17 protein-coding genes are annotated in these 19124 nt (G+C 35.2%); 12 read left to right on the plus strand and 5 right to left on the minus strand.

The annotated features are described in order from the left end of the window. Window positions 1-31: 31 nt before the first annotated feature. From ACFQ13_RS03595 to dapF, 4 genes are read right to left on the minus strand one after another with little or no spacing between them, the layout of a single operon-like run. Complete coding sequence (locus ACFQ13_RS03595; protein WP_386114088.1) at window positions 32-988, minus strand: DUF2279 domain-containing protein; 957 nt, start codon at window positions 986-988, stop codon at window positions 32-34. Then, window positions 939-1982, minus strand: a complete 1044-nt coding sequence (gene mltG, locus ACFQ13_RS03600) for an endolytic transglycosylase MltG (protein ID WP_386114091.1) — start codon at window positions 1980-1982, stop codon at window positions 939-941. Before mltG ends, ACFQ13_RS03595 begins: the two co-directional genes overlap by 50 nt. A 2-nt stretch (window positions 1983-1984) precedes the next feature. After that, complete coding sequence (locus ACFQ13_RS03605; protein WP_386114093.1) at window positions 1985-2509, minus strand: GNAT family N-acetyltransferase; 525 nt, start codon at window positions 2507-2509, stop codon at window positions 1985-1987. Beyond that, window positions 2503-3276, minus strand: a complete 774-nt coding sequence (gene dapF, locus ACFQ13_RS03610; protein ID WP_386114096.1) for a diaminopimelate epimerase — start codon at window positions 3274-3276, stop codon at window positions 2503-2505. Before dapF ends, ACFQ13_RS03605 begins: the two co-directional genes overlap by 7 nt. A gap of 168 nt (window positions 3277-3444) precedes the next feature. Here dapF and ACFQ13_RS03615 point away from each other — a divergent pair, with 168 nt between their 5' ends. From ACFQ13_RS03615 to ACFQ13_RS03670, 12 genes are all read left to right on the plus strand, one after another. Then, on the plus strand, window positions 3445-4854 hold the full coding sequence (locus ACFQ13_RS03615; RefSeq protein WP_386114098.1) for a trypsin-like peptidase domain-containing protein: 1410 nt from the start codon (window positions 3445-3447) through the stop codon (window positions 4852-4854). Window positions 4855-4993: 139 nt separating this feature from the next. Next, entirely contained in the window at window positions 4994-6442 is a 1449-nt protein-coding gene (locus ACFQ13_RS03620) for a glyceraldehyde-3-phosphate dehydrogenase (protein ID WP_386114099.1), read from the plus strand. A 225-nt stretch (window positions 6443-6667) separates the two neighbouring features. Further along, window positions 6668-7276, plus strand: a complete 609-nt coding sequence (locus ACFQ13_RS03625; RefSeq protein ID WP_386114101.1) for a tRNA (guanine-N1)-methyltransferase — start codon at window positions 6668-6670, stop codon at window positions 7274-7276. Window positions 7277-7531: 255 nt separating this feature from the next. Further along, on the plus strand, window positions 7532-8074 hold the full coding sequence (gene hemG / locus ACFQ13_RS03630) for a menaquinone-dependent protoporphyrinogen IX dehydrogenase (protein ID WP_386114104.1): 543 nt from the start codon (window positions 7532-7534) through the stop codon (window positions 8072-8074). A 109-nt stretch (window positions 8075-8183) separates the two neighbouring features. Then, window positions 8184-8867 carry a tRNA (guanosine(37)-N1)-methyltransferase TrmD gene (gene trmD, locus ACFQ13_RS03635; protein WP_114310486.1) on the plus strand — a complete coding sequence of 228 codons (684 nt, stop codon included), beginning with the start codon at window positions 8184-8186 and terminating at the stop codon, window positions 8865-8867. A 148-nt stretch (window positions 8868-9015) separates the two neighbouring features. After that, entirely contained in the window at window positions 9016-9366 is a 351-nt protein-coding gene (gene rplS, locus ACFQ13_RS03640; RefSeq protein WP_114310487.1) for a 50S ribosomal protein L19, read from the plus strand. An 800-nt stretch (window positions 9367-10166) separates the two neighbouring features. Then, entirely contained in the window at window positions 10167-10739 is a 573-nt protein-coding gene (locus tag ACFQ13_RS03645; RefSeq protein ID WP_386114107.1) for a pentapeptide repeat-containing protein, read from the plus strand. Between the two features lie 146 nt (window positions 10740-10885). Continuing rightward, the gene (locus ACFQ13_RS03650) at window positions 10886-13108 is read left to right on the plus strand and encodes an NADP-dependent isocitrate dehydrogenase (protein WP_386114109.1); all 2223 of its coding nucleotides are present in this window, start codon (window positions 10886-10888) and stop codon (window positions 13106-13108) included. Between the two features lie 148 nt (window positions 13109-13256). Continuing rightward, on the plus strand, window positions 13257-15632 hold the full coding sequence (locus ACFQ13_RS03655) for a TonB-dependent receptor (protein WP_386114110.1): 2376 nt from the start codon (window positions 13257-13259) through the stop codon (window positions 15630-15632). A 4-nt stretch (window positions 15633-15636) separates the two neighbouring features. Then, window positions 15637-16452, plus strand: a complete 816-nt coding sequence (locus ACFQ13_RS03660; RefSeq protein WP_386114112.1) for a DUF4249 domain-containing protein — start codon at window positions 15637-15639, stop codon at window positions 16450-16452. Between the two features lie 199 nt (window positions 16453-16651). After that, window positions 16652-17464 carry an N-acetylmuramic acid 6-phosphate etherase gene (murQ, locus tag ACFQ13_RS03665; RefSeq protein ID WP_386114114.1) on the plus strand — a complete coding sequence of 271 codons (813 nt, stop codon included), beginning with the start codon at window positions 16652-16654 and terminating at the stop codon, window positions 17462-17464. Then, window positions 17451-17690, plus strand: a complete 240-nt coding sequence (locus ACFQ13_RS03670) for a DUF6095 family protein (protein ID WP_386114116.1) — start codon at window positions 17451-17453, stop codon at window positions 17688-17690. Before murQ ends, ACFQ13_RS03670 begins: the two co-directional genes overlap by 14 nt. A gap of 598 nt (window positions 17691-18288) precedes the next feature. Here the strand turns inward: ACFQ13_RS03670 and ACFQ13_RS03675 are convergent. Next, window positions 18289-18984: a hypothetical protein gene (locus tag ACFQ13_RS03675; RefSeq protein ID WP_386114118.1), complete on the minus strand. Its 696-nt coding sequence runs from the start codon at window positions 18982-18984 to the stop codon at window positions 18289-18291. Window positions 18985-19124: the final 140 nt, after the last annotated feature.

Here is a 19124-nt window from a genome sequence, read left to right on the forward strand (position 1 = left end):
AAACCAAGGCTTTAAGTGTTAAATTTTTAACTTAAAAGTAGATATAGTGCCACTTTATCCGACCATCGCCATTTAATTGAAGGGTAGGAAACGGGATCTTAATAAGGTTGAAAACGTCAAATAGTGTTTTGAGCAGGTGAGAATTTGTCTTAATTCGGCTTAAATCGACATCCAAACTGAGGTAATATTGCCGCTGCCTGTTCTGATTTAAAAATAAGGGATCTTGAGCTTCTCCCGTTAACATACCATCGGCTCCGTAACCAAATGCCACATTTAACCAATTAGGAATCCCTTCTGTTTTTAAGAACGAATTAATATTGGCACTTAACCAATAAGTTTGTCCATTATAGTCTTTTAAAAATTCTTCCGTTAAGCCATTTCCTAATTGATCTGGACGCTGTGCCGCAAATTTTGTTTGATGAAACGAATATTTTAAGAGCAAACGTTGCTCATTCCACAGTAAATCTTGTCCTATATATAAACCTGTTCCGGCGGCATTGGCAGCCATATCTGTCCAAGAAAAACCCCATTCTTCCGAAAAACCATCCATAACTTCAACGGCGGTAAGAAAACCTAAACCTAAGGTTGCGCCATACATAAGTTGCTCTTGCTTTGGTACTCCAGACCATTTTAAAGCCTGTGCCCCTAACCTACCTAAATGGTAAGACGAGTACATATGGCCCATTTTATCTAATTGCAACCACTCGCCACTATCGTCTAAGGTTTTAAAATTAGATTGCTCATAATCCGCATACCACAATTCATTTAACGCCAATAACGTACTTGTGGCCATTATAGATTCCGTAATAAGGACGGTATTCCTTCTAGAAATGTTTAAGGTGTCACTAGGCGTTAAAAAAGCATCGAACTTCGATTGTGCATAAAGCCCAACACTAAAGCCTAAAAAGCAAACGCTATAGCATAAAAACCGATTCACCTTATTTATTAATCCCTTGAGATGATAAATAACGGTGATATGCTCTTGCATAACTATTGTGCTGTGCTAAAGATTTTGCAAATTTATGATAACCTAAACGCTGAGCATCCGCTACAAAATAAAGGTAATTATGAGATTCCGGATTTAAAACCGCTTTTATAGCCGATAAATCGGGCATAGCAATAAGTCCTGGAGGTAAACCTAAGTTTTTATATGTGTTATAAGGTGAGTCAATGGTTTTATGCACATTTAAAACGCGTCTAATAATTGTATTTTCATATTCGGGCAATTGATAAGCTGCAAATTTTAAAGTCGGATCGGCCTGTAGAGGCATACCAATACGCAGTCTGTTTAAATAAACCCCGGCAACACGAGGTTGCTCATCGGCTTGTTTTGATTCTTCATGAACAATAGACGCCAAAGTGATCACTTCACTAGGTGATAATTTCAACTTTTTAGCTTTAGCCAATCTGGCTTCCGTCCAAAAACGGTGGTATTCCTTAAGCATACGTTCTCTAAACGTTTCAGCAGAGGTATTCCAGAAAAACTCATAACTATTTGGCAAGTACATCCCTAAAGCCGTAGCCTTAGTAAATCCGTTTTTAGATAAAAATGTGGAATCCGTCATCGCTGTATACAAGGCTAAACTATCCGCTTCAATCTGCATGCTTATGCGCCCCGCTAAATCTTTCAAACGGTGTTGATTGTTAAAAGCTACTTTCACCGGAAGATTTCGACTTCGTATAGAATTTATAATATCATTATTATTCATTCCTTTGGTAATTGCAAAACGACCTGCCTTAATATTAGAAACATATTTCTTCTGTTTTGCTAAAGCATCAAAAGCCTCGATATCCTTAAGCAAAGGTTCTAGCTGCGATCTTACCTCAGAATACTTAGCGTCAGTAGGCACATAAATGTAAGCTGTTTTGTTTTCAAAATTTGTATTTGGAGAAAACATGGTGCTGTAAATATAATAGGCAAAGGCTCCAAAAATGGCTAAACCAATAAGAGCAACAGCCCATAAAATTTTTTTAATATACATAGTTAATCGTTAATGCGTTGTAAAAGGTATTCGTTTGTGTATTTTGTGCCGTCAAAGCTCCAGTCTTTCTTTAATCCAATGATTTTAAAACCGTTGCCTTCAAACAATTTTAGACTGGCTTTATTATGTTCTGAAATATTGGCATAAACTTGATGCAGATGTAAGGTTTTAAAACAATAGTTAACCAGCATACTTAAGGCTTCCTTACCATAGCCTTGCTGACGTTGGTCTTCATCTTGAATTAAAATGCCAATCCCAGCACGCTTATTTTTTATATCGAAATCAAAAAGATCAATTAAGCCAATCGTAGCATCATTAAGATTACATATGGCTAAACGAAGTTGTTTGGCTTCAAAAATATCTTGTTGAGCATGCTCTAAATATTGCTTAATTAAAAATCTAGAATACGGCGTTTGGGTGTCACTTAAAGCCCATAGCGCTGTATTATTTTCAATAGCATATACAAACTCGAGATCTTCGGGCTCTAGAGCTCTTAAATAAATGCGTTCTCCTTGAAGACTTACCATGGAAATTCGCCTTTAAAAACTTGTTGTGCAGGGCCAACCAACCAAATATCATTATAGCCTTCAGCTCCTGACTTAAAGGATACTTTTAAAGGTCCTCCTTCTGTTTCTAAACGCACCTCTTGTGCCTTGGTTTTACCACTATGATGCATGGCTAAAGCCACTGCTGTGACACCGGTACCACAAGAAAGTGTTTCATCTTCCACTCCACGCTCGTAGGTTCTTACCGCAAAATGATCATCACCTATTTGATCTACAAAATTAACGTTGGTTCCGGCGTCATAATAAGGGGCACCATATCTAATTTCTGCTCCCGTAGTTTTTACTTCTAACGCCTTTAATTCTGGCACTAAGGTTACATGATGTGGCGATCCTGTATCTAAAAATAAATGTGTATCGTAGGTTTCAACGTCTGAAACATCTTGCATTTGAAGATGCACCAAACCGTTTTCAATCTTAGCTTTATGTAGCCCGTCAATAGCTATAAATTCCGTTTCATTGTCAATAAGGCCTAAAAATTTTGCAAAGGCTACAATGCAACGTCCGCCATTACCACACATACTGCTTTCATTACCATCCGCATTATAATAAACCATTTTAAAGTCTACATTCTCATCATTTTCTAAGAGAATAAAGCCGTCTGCTCCAATGCCAAATCGTCGATCACAAAGCTGTGCAATCTGTTTGGTATTATTTTTGTCTATAGTTTGTAAGCGATTATCTACGATTACAAAATCGTTTCCTGTTCCTTGGTATTTGTAAAATGTCATATGTAAAAATAAGTGACAAATATAAGCATATTAGACCGTAAAAATAGCTGTTAATAGGGCGTTAAATTTGGCGTTAAATAGTCGTTAAAATGAAAATCAAAATCAATAAATTTCTAATTTTAATCGTTAGAAATATAATTAAATAGTTAAACTTAAATCTGAAAAATTATGAAGAAGATTATAACATTGGTGTTTGTTTCTGCATTAGGTGGTCTATTAACATTAGGAGGATACAAACTTTTTGTGGAGGAAAACGGGCAAGATCTTTTGGTTGAGCAGCGCTCCGATTTCCCTGTATTTGTCCCGACCAATACAACGAACACTTTAAATACAAATGCAAGTAGCGCCCCAAATTTTGTAAACGCGGCCGAAAAATCTTTAGATGCGGTTGTACATGTTAAAAACACCTCTGTAGTTTCTGCTCCGACTACTATGCAAGATTTGTTTTTCGGACGTCAGTCGCAACGTGCTCAAGTTGGTACTGGAAGCGGCGTGGTTATTTCGCCAACCGGCTATATTGTAACCAACAACCATGTGATTAAAAATGCCAATGAAATTAGCATCACCTTAAATAATAATAAAGTCTATAATGCTGAATTAATTGGAACCGATGAAACCACCGATATCGCCTTATTAAAAATTGAAGCTGATGAAGACTTACCTTTTATGGCGTTTGGAGATTCTGATAATGCTAAGGTTGGCGAATGGGTTCTTGCCGTTGGTAACCCTTTTAATTTAAACTCAACCGTAACTGCGGGAATTATCAGTGCGAAATCTAGAGATTTATCAGGACAGCATATGCAATCATTCATTCAAACCGATGCAGCTGTAAACCCTGGAAACTCTGGAGGTGCTTTAGTAAACACCAACGGAGATTTAATTGGGATTAACACTGCAATTTCATCGCAAACAGGTTCTTATATAGGGTATTCTTTTGCCGTACCAAGTAATATTGCACGTAAGATTGTGAATGATATTATGGAATATGGTAATGTACAAAATGGAATTTTAGGCGTTGTGGGTGGTGCTCTAAATAGTGCTGCTGCAAAAGAATTAGGGACTGATATTACTGAAGGCTTTTATGTTAGTGAAGTACAAGAAGATACTGGAGCTTCAAAAGCAGGTATAAGATCTGGAGATATTATTAAGAAAATTGATAAAGTGGAGATTCATAAGTTTTCAGACCTAACAGGATATTTAAAAACCAAGAGCCCTGACGATGTGGTTAATGTTACATTATTACGAGATGGCGACTTGGAGGAAGTACCGGTGACTTTATTAAAGCCAACAAGTTATACCCTCCCGACTATTGGTTTAATTAAGAATCCTACAGAGAAGGAATTAAAGCGTTTTAAATCGGATTACGGAGTTAAAATTTCAGAATTAGATGAAAACTACAGAGCCAACTGGATAAAAAGTGGTGTGGAAGAAGGAAGTATTATTACCAAAATAAACGGTAAAAAACTATACACTGTTGAAGATGCACAGAGCGCGATTAAAACCCGTCGTTATAACGAACCGCTTCAAATTGAAGTCATCAATAAAAACGGAGAGAAAGTCGTTTATAATTTCAGATAAAACACGAAGAAATATCGACCTAAAACCCCTTCAGAATTTACGTTTCTGAAGGGGTTTTATTTTTACATCAAACAGGCTACGAAAACGTTTGAAATATATTATTTTTGCGCAAAATCTAAATCACTTAAACCACGAAAACATGGGATTTAATACCACTTATGAAAAAGAATTAGCATTTCAAGCTGATCGACGAAAAGCCACCGTAGAATTTATTAGAATTGTTAGCGATTTATGGTATGATAAATCCATAGAATTGGTATTGTTTAGAAACCAATTAATAGATAGAAACGTCAGTGAAATTTTAAACTTACATGAGTACGCCGGTAAATTTGTTCAAAAGCCAATTTCTATTTTCGATTCTGTAGAAATAGCTCAGGCCATTAGTACCTTTAACCTGCCTCCTGCCAAGCTAGATATTGGTAAACTTACCTATGAATTTCATTTAGAAGATCAGAAATACGCCAATGCGACCGCTTTTGTAGCTTCAAAATTAGGTAACGCTAAAGACAATAAAAATATAGAACCTAAAGATGTTGTACTCTATGGTTTTGGTAGAATTGGACGTTTAGTGGCCCGTGAATTAATGACAAGAACAGGCAAAGGCAACCAATTAAGACTAAGAGCAATTGTAACGCGAGGAGAGATTAATGAAACGGTATTAGAAAAACGAGCGTCCTTATTAAGAAACGACTCGGTACATGGAGATTTCTCTGGAATTGTAAATGTAGACACCGAAAATTCAGCCTTAATTATTAATGGAACTACGGTAAAAATTATATCAGCCAATGCCCCTGAAAGTATAGATTACACCGCTTATGGTATAAATAAAGCGCTAATTATAGATAATACTGGAGCCTTTAGAGATAAAGAAGCCTTAAGTCGCCATTTAAAATCTAAAGGCGTAGATAAAGTTCTTTTAACAGCGCCAGGTAAAGGCATCCCTAATATTGTGCATGGTGTTAACCACTTAGAGCACAACCCTGATAAGGTAAAAATCTTCTCTGCAGCATCTTGTACCACAAATGCCATAACCCCAGTGTTAAAAGCTATTGAAGATTCTTTCGGCATTAAAACGGGACATTTAGAAACCATACATGCTTACACCAATGATCAAAACTTAGTTGATAATTTTCATTCTAAGTACCGCCGTGGAAGAGCCGCTAGTTTAAATATGGTTATTACCGAGACCGGAGCTGGTAAAGCCGTTAGCAAAGCACTTCCTTCCTTAGAAGGTAAACTAACCTCTAATGCTATACGTGTTCCTGTCCCTAATGGATCTTTAGCTATACTTAATTTGGAATTAGAAAATGAAGCTTCTGTAACGCATATTAATACGGTAATGAAAAAGTATGCATTAGAAGGAGATCTTGTGGAACAGATTAAATATGAAATGAGTGATGAGTTGGTGTCTAGCGATATTGTTGGAAGCTCTGCCCCTTCTATATACGATAGTAAAGCGACCATTGTAAGAAAAGATGGAAAAAATGCCATCCTATATATATGGTATGACAATGAATATGGCTATAGTCAGCAAGTCATTCGGTTAGCCAAGTATGTTTCTAAAGTGAGACGTTATACCTATTATTAATTTTCTTCAACAAAAAAGAAACTGAGACTAAAGCTCTTAGGGGTTTTTCAAACAAAAAATTTAGGCTTCTAAAAGCTTTTAAGATCTAAACTAAATTTTGTCTCGTATATAAATAGCCTTACCTCACCGTAAGGCTATTTGTTTACTAATAATTTTATGAAGTCTTCATAAAATTATTATCTTGGCATACTTTTAAATCTAACACAACTCTAAATTACACCTAAGATGAAATTCTTAACTAAAGTCACTGTGGTTCTTGCAGTTACATTAAGTTTGCAATTTGTAAGCGCACAAACAGATGTCGATAAAGAAGATAAACTATCTCTAAATGAGGGTAGTATCGACAATCAATTTGAATTTGTAATCCGACGCTCTAATAGCTGGCAAGAATATAAAACGGTTAAAAAAACTTGGCTTTATGCTTTAAAAGCACACACCTTAGATTCTTTAAAAGCGGTGCATAAAGATCTTACAGATACACAAGCGGTGGTGAGCCGACAAGCTGAAGAAATTGAAACTTTAAAAAGTAATTTATCAAGTACTGAAGCCACATTGAATACTACAAACGACGAAAAAGATAACATCTCCCTATTTGGTATTCAAACCGATAAAGGAAGTTACAAAGCCTTAATGTGGAGTATTATTGGAGCCCTATTAGCTTTACTCCTCTTCTTTATTTATAAGTTTAAAGGCAGTAATTCTGCAACACGTGAAGCCAAATTTAAACTTGGAGAAGTAGAAACTGAATTTGAAGAACATAGACGCAACGCCCTAGAACGCGAACAAAAAGTAAGACGTCAATTACAAGATGAGCTTAATAAGCATAAGTCTTAATAACACAAACTACACATTAAAATCCGTAATCTTGCATTACGGATTTTTTGTTTTTAGACGTACCGCATCGTTTAGCCTTATAACGTTTCCGTGAGTATAGCCTGTTTTCTCTAGCCTTGTACACTTTAAAACTATGGCGATTTATCATATGGATTCCCGCGATAAATAACATCATTTTTTTTCACGGTTTCCCACTTTAAAATGCCCAAAATTGATTAACTTTAAATACGATTTTCACAAATACCGTATTTAAAAATGGAAGCCCCTAACATCGGAATTATTTATGCTTCAGTAGATGGACATACGAAAAAGATTTGTGAACATTTACAGCGCATTTTAAGCCAAGAAAATATGCGTACAACCCTCTATTCCATAGATAACTTTGATGCTCAGGTTTCAGATTTTCATACCTTGATTATTGGAGCGAGTATCCGCTATGGCAAACACCATAAAAAGATTCTAAAATTTATAGCCCAAAACGGTACCGCTTTAAACCATATTAAAACAGCTTTTTTTTCGGTGAATTTAGTTGCACGTAATCAAGATAAAAACAGTCCAGAGACCAACCCTTACCTTATCAAATTTTTAAAACAAACCCAATGGGTACCCAATAGTGTTGAAGTGTTTGCAGGGCAACTTGACTATAAGTCCTATTCCTTTTTAGATCGTATTATGATTCAATTCATTATGAAATTAACCCATGGCCCCACAAAATCTGAGACGGCCATTGATTATACCGACTGGAATAAAGTAAAAAATTTCGGATTGAGAATTAAAGAGCAACTCCTTAAATCTTAATACCAAGGTTAAAATTCCCTTTTTCCAACATAAAATTACACCTCAGTGCTGCAATAGCTAAAAAATCACATCAATTATACATATCTTCGCAGCCTTATAAAATGAAGTTATGCGCATAGATATTATCACGGTATTACCAGAACTTTTAAAAAGTCCTTTTGAAGCTTCCATATTAAAACGAGCTATTGAAGCAGGTTTAGTAGAGGTTCATTTTCACAATTTAAGAGATTATGCTACAGGAGGCTATAAATCTGTAGATGACACCCAATTTGGTGGTGGCGCTGGTATGGTTATGACGATTGAGCCTATTGCGAAATGTATTACCAAATTACAAAGTGAAAGGCATTATGATGAACTTATTTATATGACGCCCGATGGAGAGACTTTAAATCAAAGTATTGCCAACCAAACCTCACTAAAAGAAAACATCATTATTCTTTGTGGTCATTACAAAGGTGTAGATCAGCGTGTACGTGATCGCTTTATCACTAGAGAAATTTCTATAGGCGACTACGTCTTATCTGGTGGCGAACTTGGTGCTGCGGTCTTATGCGATGCTGTAATCCGCTTAATCCCTGGGGTTCTTGGAAACGAAACCTCTGCATTAACAGATTCTTTTCAAGATAATTTATTGGCACCGCCTATTTACACCAAACCTAGAGAATACGATGGTATGAAAGTCCCTGAGGTCCTCTTTAGTGGCAACTTTCCTAAAATAGAGAAATGGAGAGAAGAACAGGCCTACAAGCGTACCAAAGAAAGACGACCAGACCTATTAGAAGGGGAGCTTTAAACAACAAGCTTAGCGCTAATTTTTCTATTTTTTACCCAAGAGTATTGTGTATATTTAAAAAAGTATTACTTTTGCAAACCAATTTGAACCAACCTCTGGCGAGAATCGTGAATGTTGCTTTAGATCAAACAATTATAAATAAAATAAAATGAGTTCTTTAATAAAATTTGTACAAGACGAATTTGTAACCCGTAAAGACTTTCCTGAATTTAGTGCTGGTGATACAATCACAGTATACTATGAAATTAGAGAAGGTGAAAAAGTTCGTACACAGTTCTTTAGAGGTGTTGTATTACAACGTAAAGGAAGTGGATCTTCTGAAACGTTTACAATCCGTAAAATGTCTGGTACCGTTGGTGTAGAGCGTATCTTCCCAGTAAACTTACCTGCTTTACAAAAAGTAGAAGTTAACAAACGTGGTAAAGTACGTAGAGCTAGAATTTTCTACTTCAGAGGTCTTACTGGTAAAAAAGCAAGAATTAAAGAAGTTAGAAGATAGTTTCCAACTTATATACAATGATCAAAAAGCCTTCTATTTAGAAGGCTTTTTTCATTTATGAACTTTTGTTAATAAGTGCTGTTTATAAACTGTTGATATTAAATGTGTTAAAATATTATCGAATTCATATATAATTGCGTATATTTACATAACAATTAATAACAAGATGTACTTAGTTCTCAATATTATTTGAGATTTATGTTAATTGCTTACTAAAGATTCGTTCTTTATGTATTGGGATTGTTTTTTGAGGTTGCAGAATAATGTATTCTTTTTTTGAATAGATTTTTGTTAGTCAACCATGACACTTAAAGTGAATGATTTCTATTACGACTTAAAGTGAAAAGTTCAAAATTAGTACTGTATCATGAAAATTGTACTCGAAAATTATGAGCAATGTTTTACATCTAATACTCATTTATAGGATATTTATAAGTAAGACATCAAAAAAAACAAACCTATGAAACAAAAGCATAGCAGGTCAATACATTTTGAAAGTTATGAATTGTTTCAATTTTGAAGCTAGGTCTCTTGAACCATAAATGTTGATGACATTAATTAATCATTCAACGGAGTTCGAATTAACTCTATTGGTCACGTAAGAACTACTTCTATGAAAGCCATATCAACACAGATTTCTGAGTGATATGGCTTTTTATTTGTAGCATCACCACACAACTTCTCTCCCACTAGGTTTAAAGTCCTGTTCCCTCGCTCTTGTGTGCCATTCTCTTTTACAAAGACATAATGCCCCACCCCAGTTCTTATCGAATCTCTGTTTTCTTTTGTATACTTGTAGCATGGAACATTCTGTCTATCAAAAAAATTTTAGAGGTAAGGATTATAGTAAAAATCCCTTAGCGCTTGCCGAATATAGTTGCTGCACCTTTACCAATTGTAATTTTGAGAATAGCAGTTTAGCGAATATCATTTTTATAGAATGTGAGTTTCTAGATTGTAACCTGAGTAATGTGCAGGTTCAAAATACCGCATTTAACGACGTTGTCTTTACACGTTGTAAAATTTTAGGGGTCAACTTTCAATATTGTAATCCCTTTCTCCTAGCCTTTCAATTTAACGATTGTACCTTAAACTTTTGTGCTTTTAATCAATTGAAAATTAATTATACGGTATTTGAGAAGTGCCTTATGAAAAATGTAGATTTCACAAAATCTGAAGCCAAACACGTCATTTTTAAGTCCTGCGATTTATATCAATCTAGCTTTTATAACACCCAATTACAGCATGCTGATTTTTCAACAGCCGTAAATTTTTCCATTAATCCGTCAGAAAATATCCTCAAAAATGCGACATTTTCAAAAGAAAATATTTCAGGACTCCTAAATGCCTTCAATATCAAGATATTAGATTAAATACAAATATTTAAGACTCAAATTATCATTTTCATAAAATATAAAGGAGTTTACTGACAAACTTATACCTACAAAACTATATCCTTTTCGTATATTTGCTCAGCTCAATTTCGAGCGCAATTATATTCATTTTATTTTAAAGACTTATGACAAAAACAGCAAAGATTGTTTATACAAAAACGGATGAAGCACCAGCTTTAGCAACACGTTCATTTTTACCGATTGTGGAAGCATTTACCAAGTCTTCGGGGATTGTTATAGAGACAAAAGATATATCCTTAGCGGCTAGAATTTTAGCCACTTTTCCAGATTTTTTAACTGATGATCAAAAAGTAGCAGATGCATTAGCAGAACTTGGAGCCTTAGCTAAGAAACCAGAAGCTAATATTATTAAATTACCAAATATTAGTGCATCAGTACCACAACTTGTTGCTGCCATTGAAGAACTTCAAGCTAAAGGTTTTAAAATACCTGATTACCCTAGTGAGCCTTCAAACGACACCGAGAAAGAAATTAAATCGCGTTACGATAAAATTAAAGGTAGTGCTGTAAACCCAGTGCTTAGAGAAGGGAACTCGGATAGACGTGCTCCTAAAGCCGTTAAAAACTACGCTAAGAAAAATCCACATAGCATGGGAGCTTGGTCTGCAGACTCAAAAACTCACGTGGCAACCATGTCTAAAGGTGATTTCGCTAATAATGAGAAATCCGTTACTTTAGAAGAAGCGACTTCGGTAAATATTATTCATACCGATGCTAAAGGGAATAAAACCGCATTAAAAAGTGATTTAGCATTATTGAAAGGCGAAATTATTGACGCTACAATAATGAGTAAAAAAGCTTTATTAGAGTTTTTAGAAGAGCAAGTTGAAGATGCTTTAGATAAAAGTGTATTGTTTTCTTTACATATGAAAGCAACCATGATGAAGGTTTCAGACCCTATCATTTTTGGTCATGCCGTTCGTGTATTCTTTGATGACTTATTTAAGAAACATGGAAAAACGTTCGAAAAAATTGGTGTGAACGTTAATAATGGATTTGGAAACTTACTTGAAAAATTAAGCGAACTTCCAGAAGATAAAAGAGATGTTATTAGAGAAGATATTCGTTTTGCGCTAGACCACGGTGCAGACTTAGCAATGGTAAACTCTGATAGAGGTATTACCAATCTTCATGTTCCTAGTGATGTAATTATTGATGCGTCTATGCCAGCAATGATTAGAACCTCTGGACAAATGTGGAATGCAGAAGGAAAACAACAAGATACTAAAGCTGTAATTCCAGACAGTAGTTATGCCGGTGTTTACAGTGCAACTATAGATTTCTGTAAAAAGCATGGTGCTTTTGATCCTACAACGATGGGAACGGTTCCTAATGTTGGACTTATGGCTCAAAAAGCTGAAGAATATGGATCTCATGATAAAACATTTGAAATTTCTTCTAAAGGAAAAGTAGAAGTTATTGATGCTGAAGGAACAGTATTATTAACGCATAAAGTTGAAGAAGGTGATATCTGGAGAATGTGTCAGGTTAAAGATGCACCAATCCAAGACTGGGTTAAGCTTGCTGTAACAAGAGCTAGAGCTTCTAAAACTCCAGCAGTATTCTGGTTAAATAAGAAAAGAGCGCATGATGCTGAGTTAATCAAAAAAGTAAATCTTTATTTAAAAGATCACGATACAGAAGGTTTAGATATTAGAATCTTATCTTTAGTGGAAGCGACAAACTTTACACTAAAACGTATTAAAGAAGGAAAAGATACTATATCGGTAACCGGAAATGTACTTAGAGATTACTTAACCGATTTATTCCCTATTTTAGAAGTAGGTACAAGTGCAAAAATGCTTTCTATTGTACCATTAATGAGTGGTGGTGGTTTATTTGAAACTGGTGCTGGTGGATCGGCTCCAAAACACGTACAACAGTTCTTATCAGAAGATCACTTACGTTGGGATTCTTTAGGAGAATTTTTAGCCTTAGCCGTTTCACTTGAACATTTTTCTCAAGTTAATTCTAATGAAAAAGCTAAAATCTTAGGAGAAGCTTTAGATGATGCTTCAGATAAATTATTAGAAAACAGAAAAGGCCCTTCTAGAAAAGTTAATGAATTAGACAACCGAGGAAGTCACTTCTACCTAGCCTTATATTGGGCAGAAGCTTTAGCAAACCAAGATAAAGATGCAGAATTAAAAGCTGAATTTACTAAGCTTTATGAAGCTTTATCTTCTAACGAAGAAGCTATTGTAAAAGAACTTATTGAATGCCAAGGAGAACCTAATGATATTGAAGGATATTACTATCCTAATGAAGAATTAGTTTCTAATGCAATGCGTCCAAGTAAGGTCTTAAATACCATCATAAACGCATAATTAATAACACATTAATGTTATGTTAAAAAGCTTCCTACGGGAAGCTTTTTTTGTGCTTTTAAGTTATTTTTAAGACATCATAACAATCACTTAATTTTGAGACATTTCTGAATAGAAGCGCCTCAATAAATGTCATCAATCACATCTTATGATTCAAGTTCTTAAACGACTACGATATCTTATCTTAATCTGTCCTTTATTTATTGTTGCGCAAGAAAATTATACCCTTAGCGGAAGCATAGTCGATAATTTAAGCAATGAAACGCTCATTGGTGTTAATGTTATTGTTCCGTCACAGCAAACCGGAACCGTAACCAATGAATACGGCTTCTACTCCATTACCCTGCCCGCCGGCACGTATAAAATTCAAATCAGTTACCTCGGATTTCAAACGCTGACAGAAACCATCGTTCTTAATCAGAATTTGGTTCAAAACTTTAAACTCAATGAAGCTACAGAAAGTTTAGAAGAAGTCGTGGTCACGCAGGATATTGAAAAATTAAATATCAAAAAACCACAGATGAGCGTAAATTCCTTATCCATAAAAACGATAAAGAGTATGCCGGTCGTCCTGGGCGAAGTCGATGTTATAAAATCCATAACCCTATTGCCTGGAGTAACTAATGCAGGTGAAGGCGCATCCGGATTCAATGTTAGAGGTGGCGCAGCAGATCAAAACCTTATTCTTTTAGATGAAGCCACCATTTTTAATTCGTCGCATTTGTTTGGTTTCTTTTCCGTGTTTAATCCGGATGCTATAAAAGATATTAAACTCTATAAAGGAGGAATCCCGGCAAAGTATGGCGGACGCGTATCTTCGGTTTTAGATATCTACCAGAAAGAAGGTAATAGCAAATCTTTTCATATGAATGGCGGGATTGGATTAATTTCAAGTCGACTCCTTGCAGAAGGCCCACTAAAAAAAGACAAAGGCTCCTTTTTAATCGGGGGGCGTACCAGTTATGCGCACTTGTTCTTACCACTTTTTGATTTAGATAATATTGCCTACTTCTACGACTTAAATACCAAATTAAGTTACAATATTAACAATAACAACAGTGTGTACTTATCAGGGTATTTTGGCCGTGATGTTTTTAAAATCTCAGATAGTTTTGAAAATTCATTCGGAAACGCCGTCTTAAATTTTAGGTGGAACCACCTCTATTCAGAAAAATTGTTTTCTAACCTATCCCTTATCTATTCGGACTATTATTACGGACTACAATTAGGCTTCGTTGGTTTCGATTGGGTATCGGGCATTCGAAATTTTAATCTTAAGTACGATTTTAAACATTATATCAATAACAACTTTAAGCTAGAATATGGCTTAAACAGTATGTATTACAAATTTAATCCCGGCGATATCGAACCTATAAACGAAGCGTCTGGTATAAATTCGTTTAAACTCATTGATAAATATGCTTTTGAAAATGCCATTTATTTAGATGCCGAACACAAATTAAGTGATAAATTCTCTATAAGCTATGGCGCCCGCTTTAGTGTCTTTCATAGAATGGGACAAGATGAATTAAACCAATATGAAAATGACAATCCAGTAATTTTTAATGAAGCCATTGGTATTTACGAAAAAGCAGAACCTATCGGGACCGAAACCTATAACAGAAGTGATGTTATCAGCGCCTTTGCCAATTTAGAACCTCGTGTAGCCATGGCCTACCAATTAAATCAATCGTCGTCGGTAAAAGCAAGCTATAATCGTATGAGTCAATATTTACACTTGCTCTCCAATACCAGTTCGCCTACACCATTAGATGTTTGGACGCCAAGCGGAAAATATATTAAACCTCAGTTATTAGATCAAGTCGCCTTAGGCTATTTTAAAACCTATAACAATAACCGTTATTCCTTAGAAATTGAAACATTTTATAAAACCATTCAAAATCGTATCGATTATATAGATGGGGCAGATCTTATTGCCAACAATGCCATTGAGCAAGTTATTCTTAACGGAGAAGCAAGAGCCTATGGTTTAGAAGTCCTTTTTAAAAAAAATGAAGGAAAATTTACGGGTTGGTTGGCCTATACGCTATCAAAATCAGAACAGCGAACTCCAGGAAGAACACCTGTAGAAACCGGAATTAATAACGGAGATTGGTATAACACCGCACATGATAAAACCCATGATATTTCAGTAACAGCCAGTTACCAGCTCAACAAAAAGTGGTCGTTTAGTTCTAACTTTATTTTTCAAACTGGCCAGCCTTCCACATTTCCAAACGGGCAGTATCAATATAACGATATTATCATTCCTAATTACGAAGCCAGAAATTCAAGCCGTCTTCCCGCTTACCACCGTTTAGATGTCGCCGTTAATTATACGCCAAAACCCAATACCACAAAAGCGTTTAAAGGCGAATGGGTTTTCGGACTCTATAATCTTTATAACAGAAAAAATGCCGCTAGTATTTCCTTCGGCGAAAACCGAAATACCGGAAACAATGAAGCCACACGCTTATCTATTTTCGGTATTGTCCCTTCTTTCTCTTATAATTTTAAATTTTAAAATCATGAAAAAACTCCTCTATATAACCTCTTTCTTCCTACTATGCACTAATTGCGAAGATGTCATAGACGTAGACCTCAATACAGCTGAACCTAAATTGGTCATTGAAGCATCTATTAATTATTTCAAAAATACAACCGGAAGTGAGCAGAGTATAAAGTTGTCCTTAACTGCGCCATTTTTTAATGACAGCATTCCGCCGGCCAACGGTGCAAGCATTCAAGTTTCAGACAGCTCAGGGAATACCTTTAATTTTATAGAAGATGGCGATACAGGGATTTACTACAATACCAATTTTATACCGGTCATTAATGAAGATTATACTTTGGTTATCAATTATGAAGGCGAGATTTATACGGCCACTGAAACCCTTACGTCCGTGGTTCCCATCAATTCTATAGAACAGAATAACGAAGGTGGCTTTTCGGGTGAAGACATAGAACTCAAAGCTTTTTACACCGACCCGGCCGGAATAGATAACTATTATTTTTTCGAATTTATTAGCGATATTCCCGTAGTTCCCACCCTAGCGGTCTACGACGACACCTTTACAGATGGTAACGAAATATTTGGATTTTATACCGAAGAAGATTTAGAAGCGGGAGATGTGGTTATCATAAGAAACTATGGTATTTCTAGTCAATTCTATGATTTTATGTTTATTCTTTTACAACAAGGCGGAGACGCTGGCGGTGGACCATTTGAAACTCAACCCGCCACCATTAGAGGCAATTGTATCAATACCACCAATCCCGATAATTTTCCTTACGGGTATTTCAGACTCTCAGAAGTCGATGAAGTTATTTATACCGTAGAATAATAGCTTTTGGGCATTCCCCACTTAAGGTGGGTCGCGTCATCCACTATATCTTTTTACAACCTAAGGAAATTTAAAGAACAACAGAGAAAAACTCAAATTAACGAGGGCACCCTCACGCAATTAATTAAATTTGTAAAAAGGATGCCGTTACTACCGCTAATGCGCTTTATCCGCTAACCTTATTGCTTACCCATAAACCATGACTTTTATAAAAACTACAGAGCAAGCCTCAAATTATAATAATCTCGAAAACATGAGTGTTAACGAGATTGTACACGCTATCAATAAAGAAGATCAAACCGTACCCTTAGCTGTAGAAAAAGCCTTACCACAAATAGAACTCTTAATTACCAATGTGGTCACAAAATTAAAAGAAGGTGGCCGTTTGTTTTATATGGGCGCAGGCACCAGTGGTCGATTAGGTATACTAGATGCTTCGGAATGTCCACCAACATTTGGTGTTTCCCATGAGGTCGTTATTGGCATCATCGCAGGAGGCGATCATGCCATAAGAAAAGCGGTAGAAAATGCTGAAGATTCTACAACCCAAGGCTGGTTAGATTTAGAAGCTTATCATATTACAGAAAAAGATGTGGTTATTGGTATCGCTGCATCAGGGACTACACCTTACGTTATAAGTGCCCTTGAAGAATGTAACAAACATAATATCATTACAGGTTGTATTACCTGCAACAACAATAGTCCGTTAGCACATACCGCACAATTTCCTGTAGAAGTTATCGTTGGGCCAGAGTTCTTAACCGGAAGTTCTAGAATGAAAGCAGGGACTGCACAAAAATTAGTCCTTAATATGATCACCACAACGACCATGATTCAATTAGGCAAAGTCAAGGGAAACAAAATGGTCGATATGCAGCTCAGTAACGATAAGCTCGTTAAGCGCGCCATTACGATGATTATGGATGAATTAAATATTTCTGAAACCGAAGCCGCGTCCCTATTAGAAACGCATAAAAATGTAAGAGATAGTATCACTCATGGAAGACAATAATCACACCGATAAAGACATTTTAGTAAAAGGAGTTAAACGTTTAGGAATTTGTTTAGGGCTTATGTTTTTAGGCCCCACAATCGTTCATTTAGCTTTAGATAATAGCGATAAATCACTTTATATACCTTTACTTATTTTAGGCTTTCTATTATGTATTGGCGCCGTTGTTATGTTATTTTTGGGTATCAATACCATTTTAGACAGCATGTTTAAAAAGAAAAAATAATTCCACCGATTTCAATTTTTTAGGGTTCATATCAGTGATTTCACTTTACATAACTCTTATAGCACAAACGTAAATCTATAGGGGCATTCGCACTGCCTTTTTAGCTTTATCGATAGAGAAACCGCTTTTACCTAAAAACCCTATCTAAGGCTTAGCATAAAGCCTTTTTTACTAAGATCTTAATATAAGTATAAGACCTTAAGCAGAGGTTTATATTCTACAAGTCTCCTTATAGCATTCTTATTTATTTAACCATATAAAATTAAGTTTTAATCCAGCTGACTATATATGGAGTGTGCTACCTTAGCCCTATTTCTAAAGCTGATTACTAAATAGTATGTTAGGTAATTTTTTTGAGTAGAATTAAATATCAAGTTACGTCTTGGTCTGCTACTTGTGAAGTTGGGAGTATGGTAAGATTGCGAGCTATATATAAAGGCTTGGTTATTTCGATGTTTTGTAACCATGTTTGTATATGGTTAGTTCATGGTTTAGCAACTAAGTTAGTAAACATTTACGAACGTGTTAAAATTAAGCCGGAATTTCCGCAAGTAAGCTCAATGCAGCAATTAATTATTCATGGTGTTAGCTATAGTTTTTAATTTTCCACATTGAATAGATTGTTGTAAAGCCTTCCATAACCATACCAATTGCAACTACCATCTTCTATTTTAAGAACTTCATCATTATATTCCAATGAATAATAGTCGGTTGATGTACAACAACAAGAATTCATATTGACTAATTCTAATTCAAATTGTCTCACATATTGAATTTCTGACGATGTTAATTCCTTTTTATTCTCATCAGCTTCTGCAATTATTTTGCTTTGGGTTTTGCTAATTTTCATAGTCGCACCTCCTAAAGAAAAACACCCTTGATTATAAACATCTATTAGATAATTCTCATTTTCCTTGAGTCTATCAATAAATGGTATATGGTCGATTGAGCTATAATCAATTTTATCAAGACAAATTATTAAAGTGTCAATGCTCTTATTATTCAAAATAATATTTTGCGATTCCGTTCTTTTAAACAATGAAGTATATACAATATTATAATTTCCAGATTTTAAATTTTCAATATTATAATAATTCGTAATTATTTCCGTCTTGTGGGTGCTAATCAAAGAATCATTTCTTCTTAATTCAAATTCTGGTAAAAATATGATTCCTTCATTTTCAATAACGCAATATTCTTTTTTAATAACTAATGTGTGAAGCTGTTCAGGTTTTTCCTTTTCGCAACTAGAAAAAAGTGTAATAAAGAATATAAAAAGAAGTATGTTTTTCAAATTTCGGTTTTCGTAAAATTACTGCTATCAAGTATAAAAAACAAAAAACCCTTACTAGTTATCTAGTAAGGGTTCTTAAAAAAGGCGGCGACCTACTCTTCCACAGTAAAGTAGTACCATCGGCGCAAACGGGCTTAACT

The organism is Winogradskyella rapida (assembly GCF_042675845.1).
In the GTDB taxonomy this organism is placed as follows: Bacteria; Bacteroidota; Bacteroidia; order Flavobacteriales; family Flavobacteriaceae; genus Winogradskyella; species Winogradskyella rapida.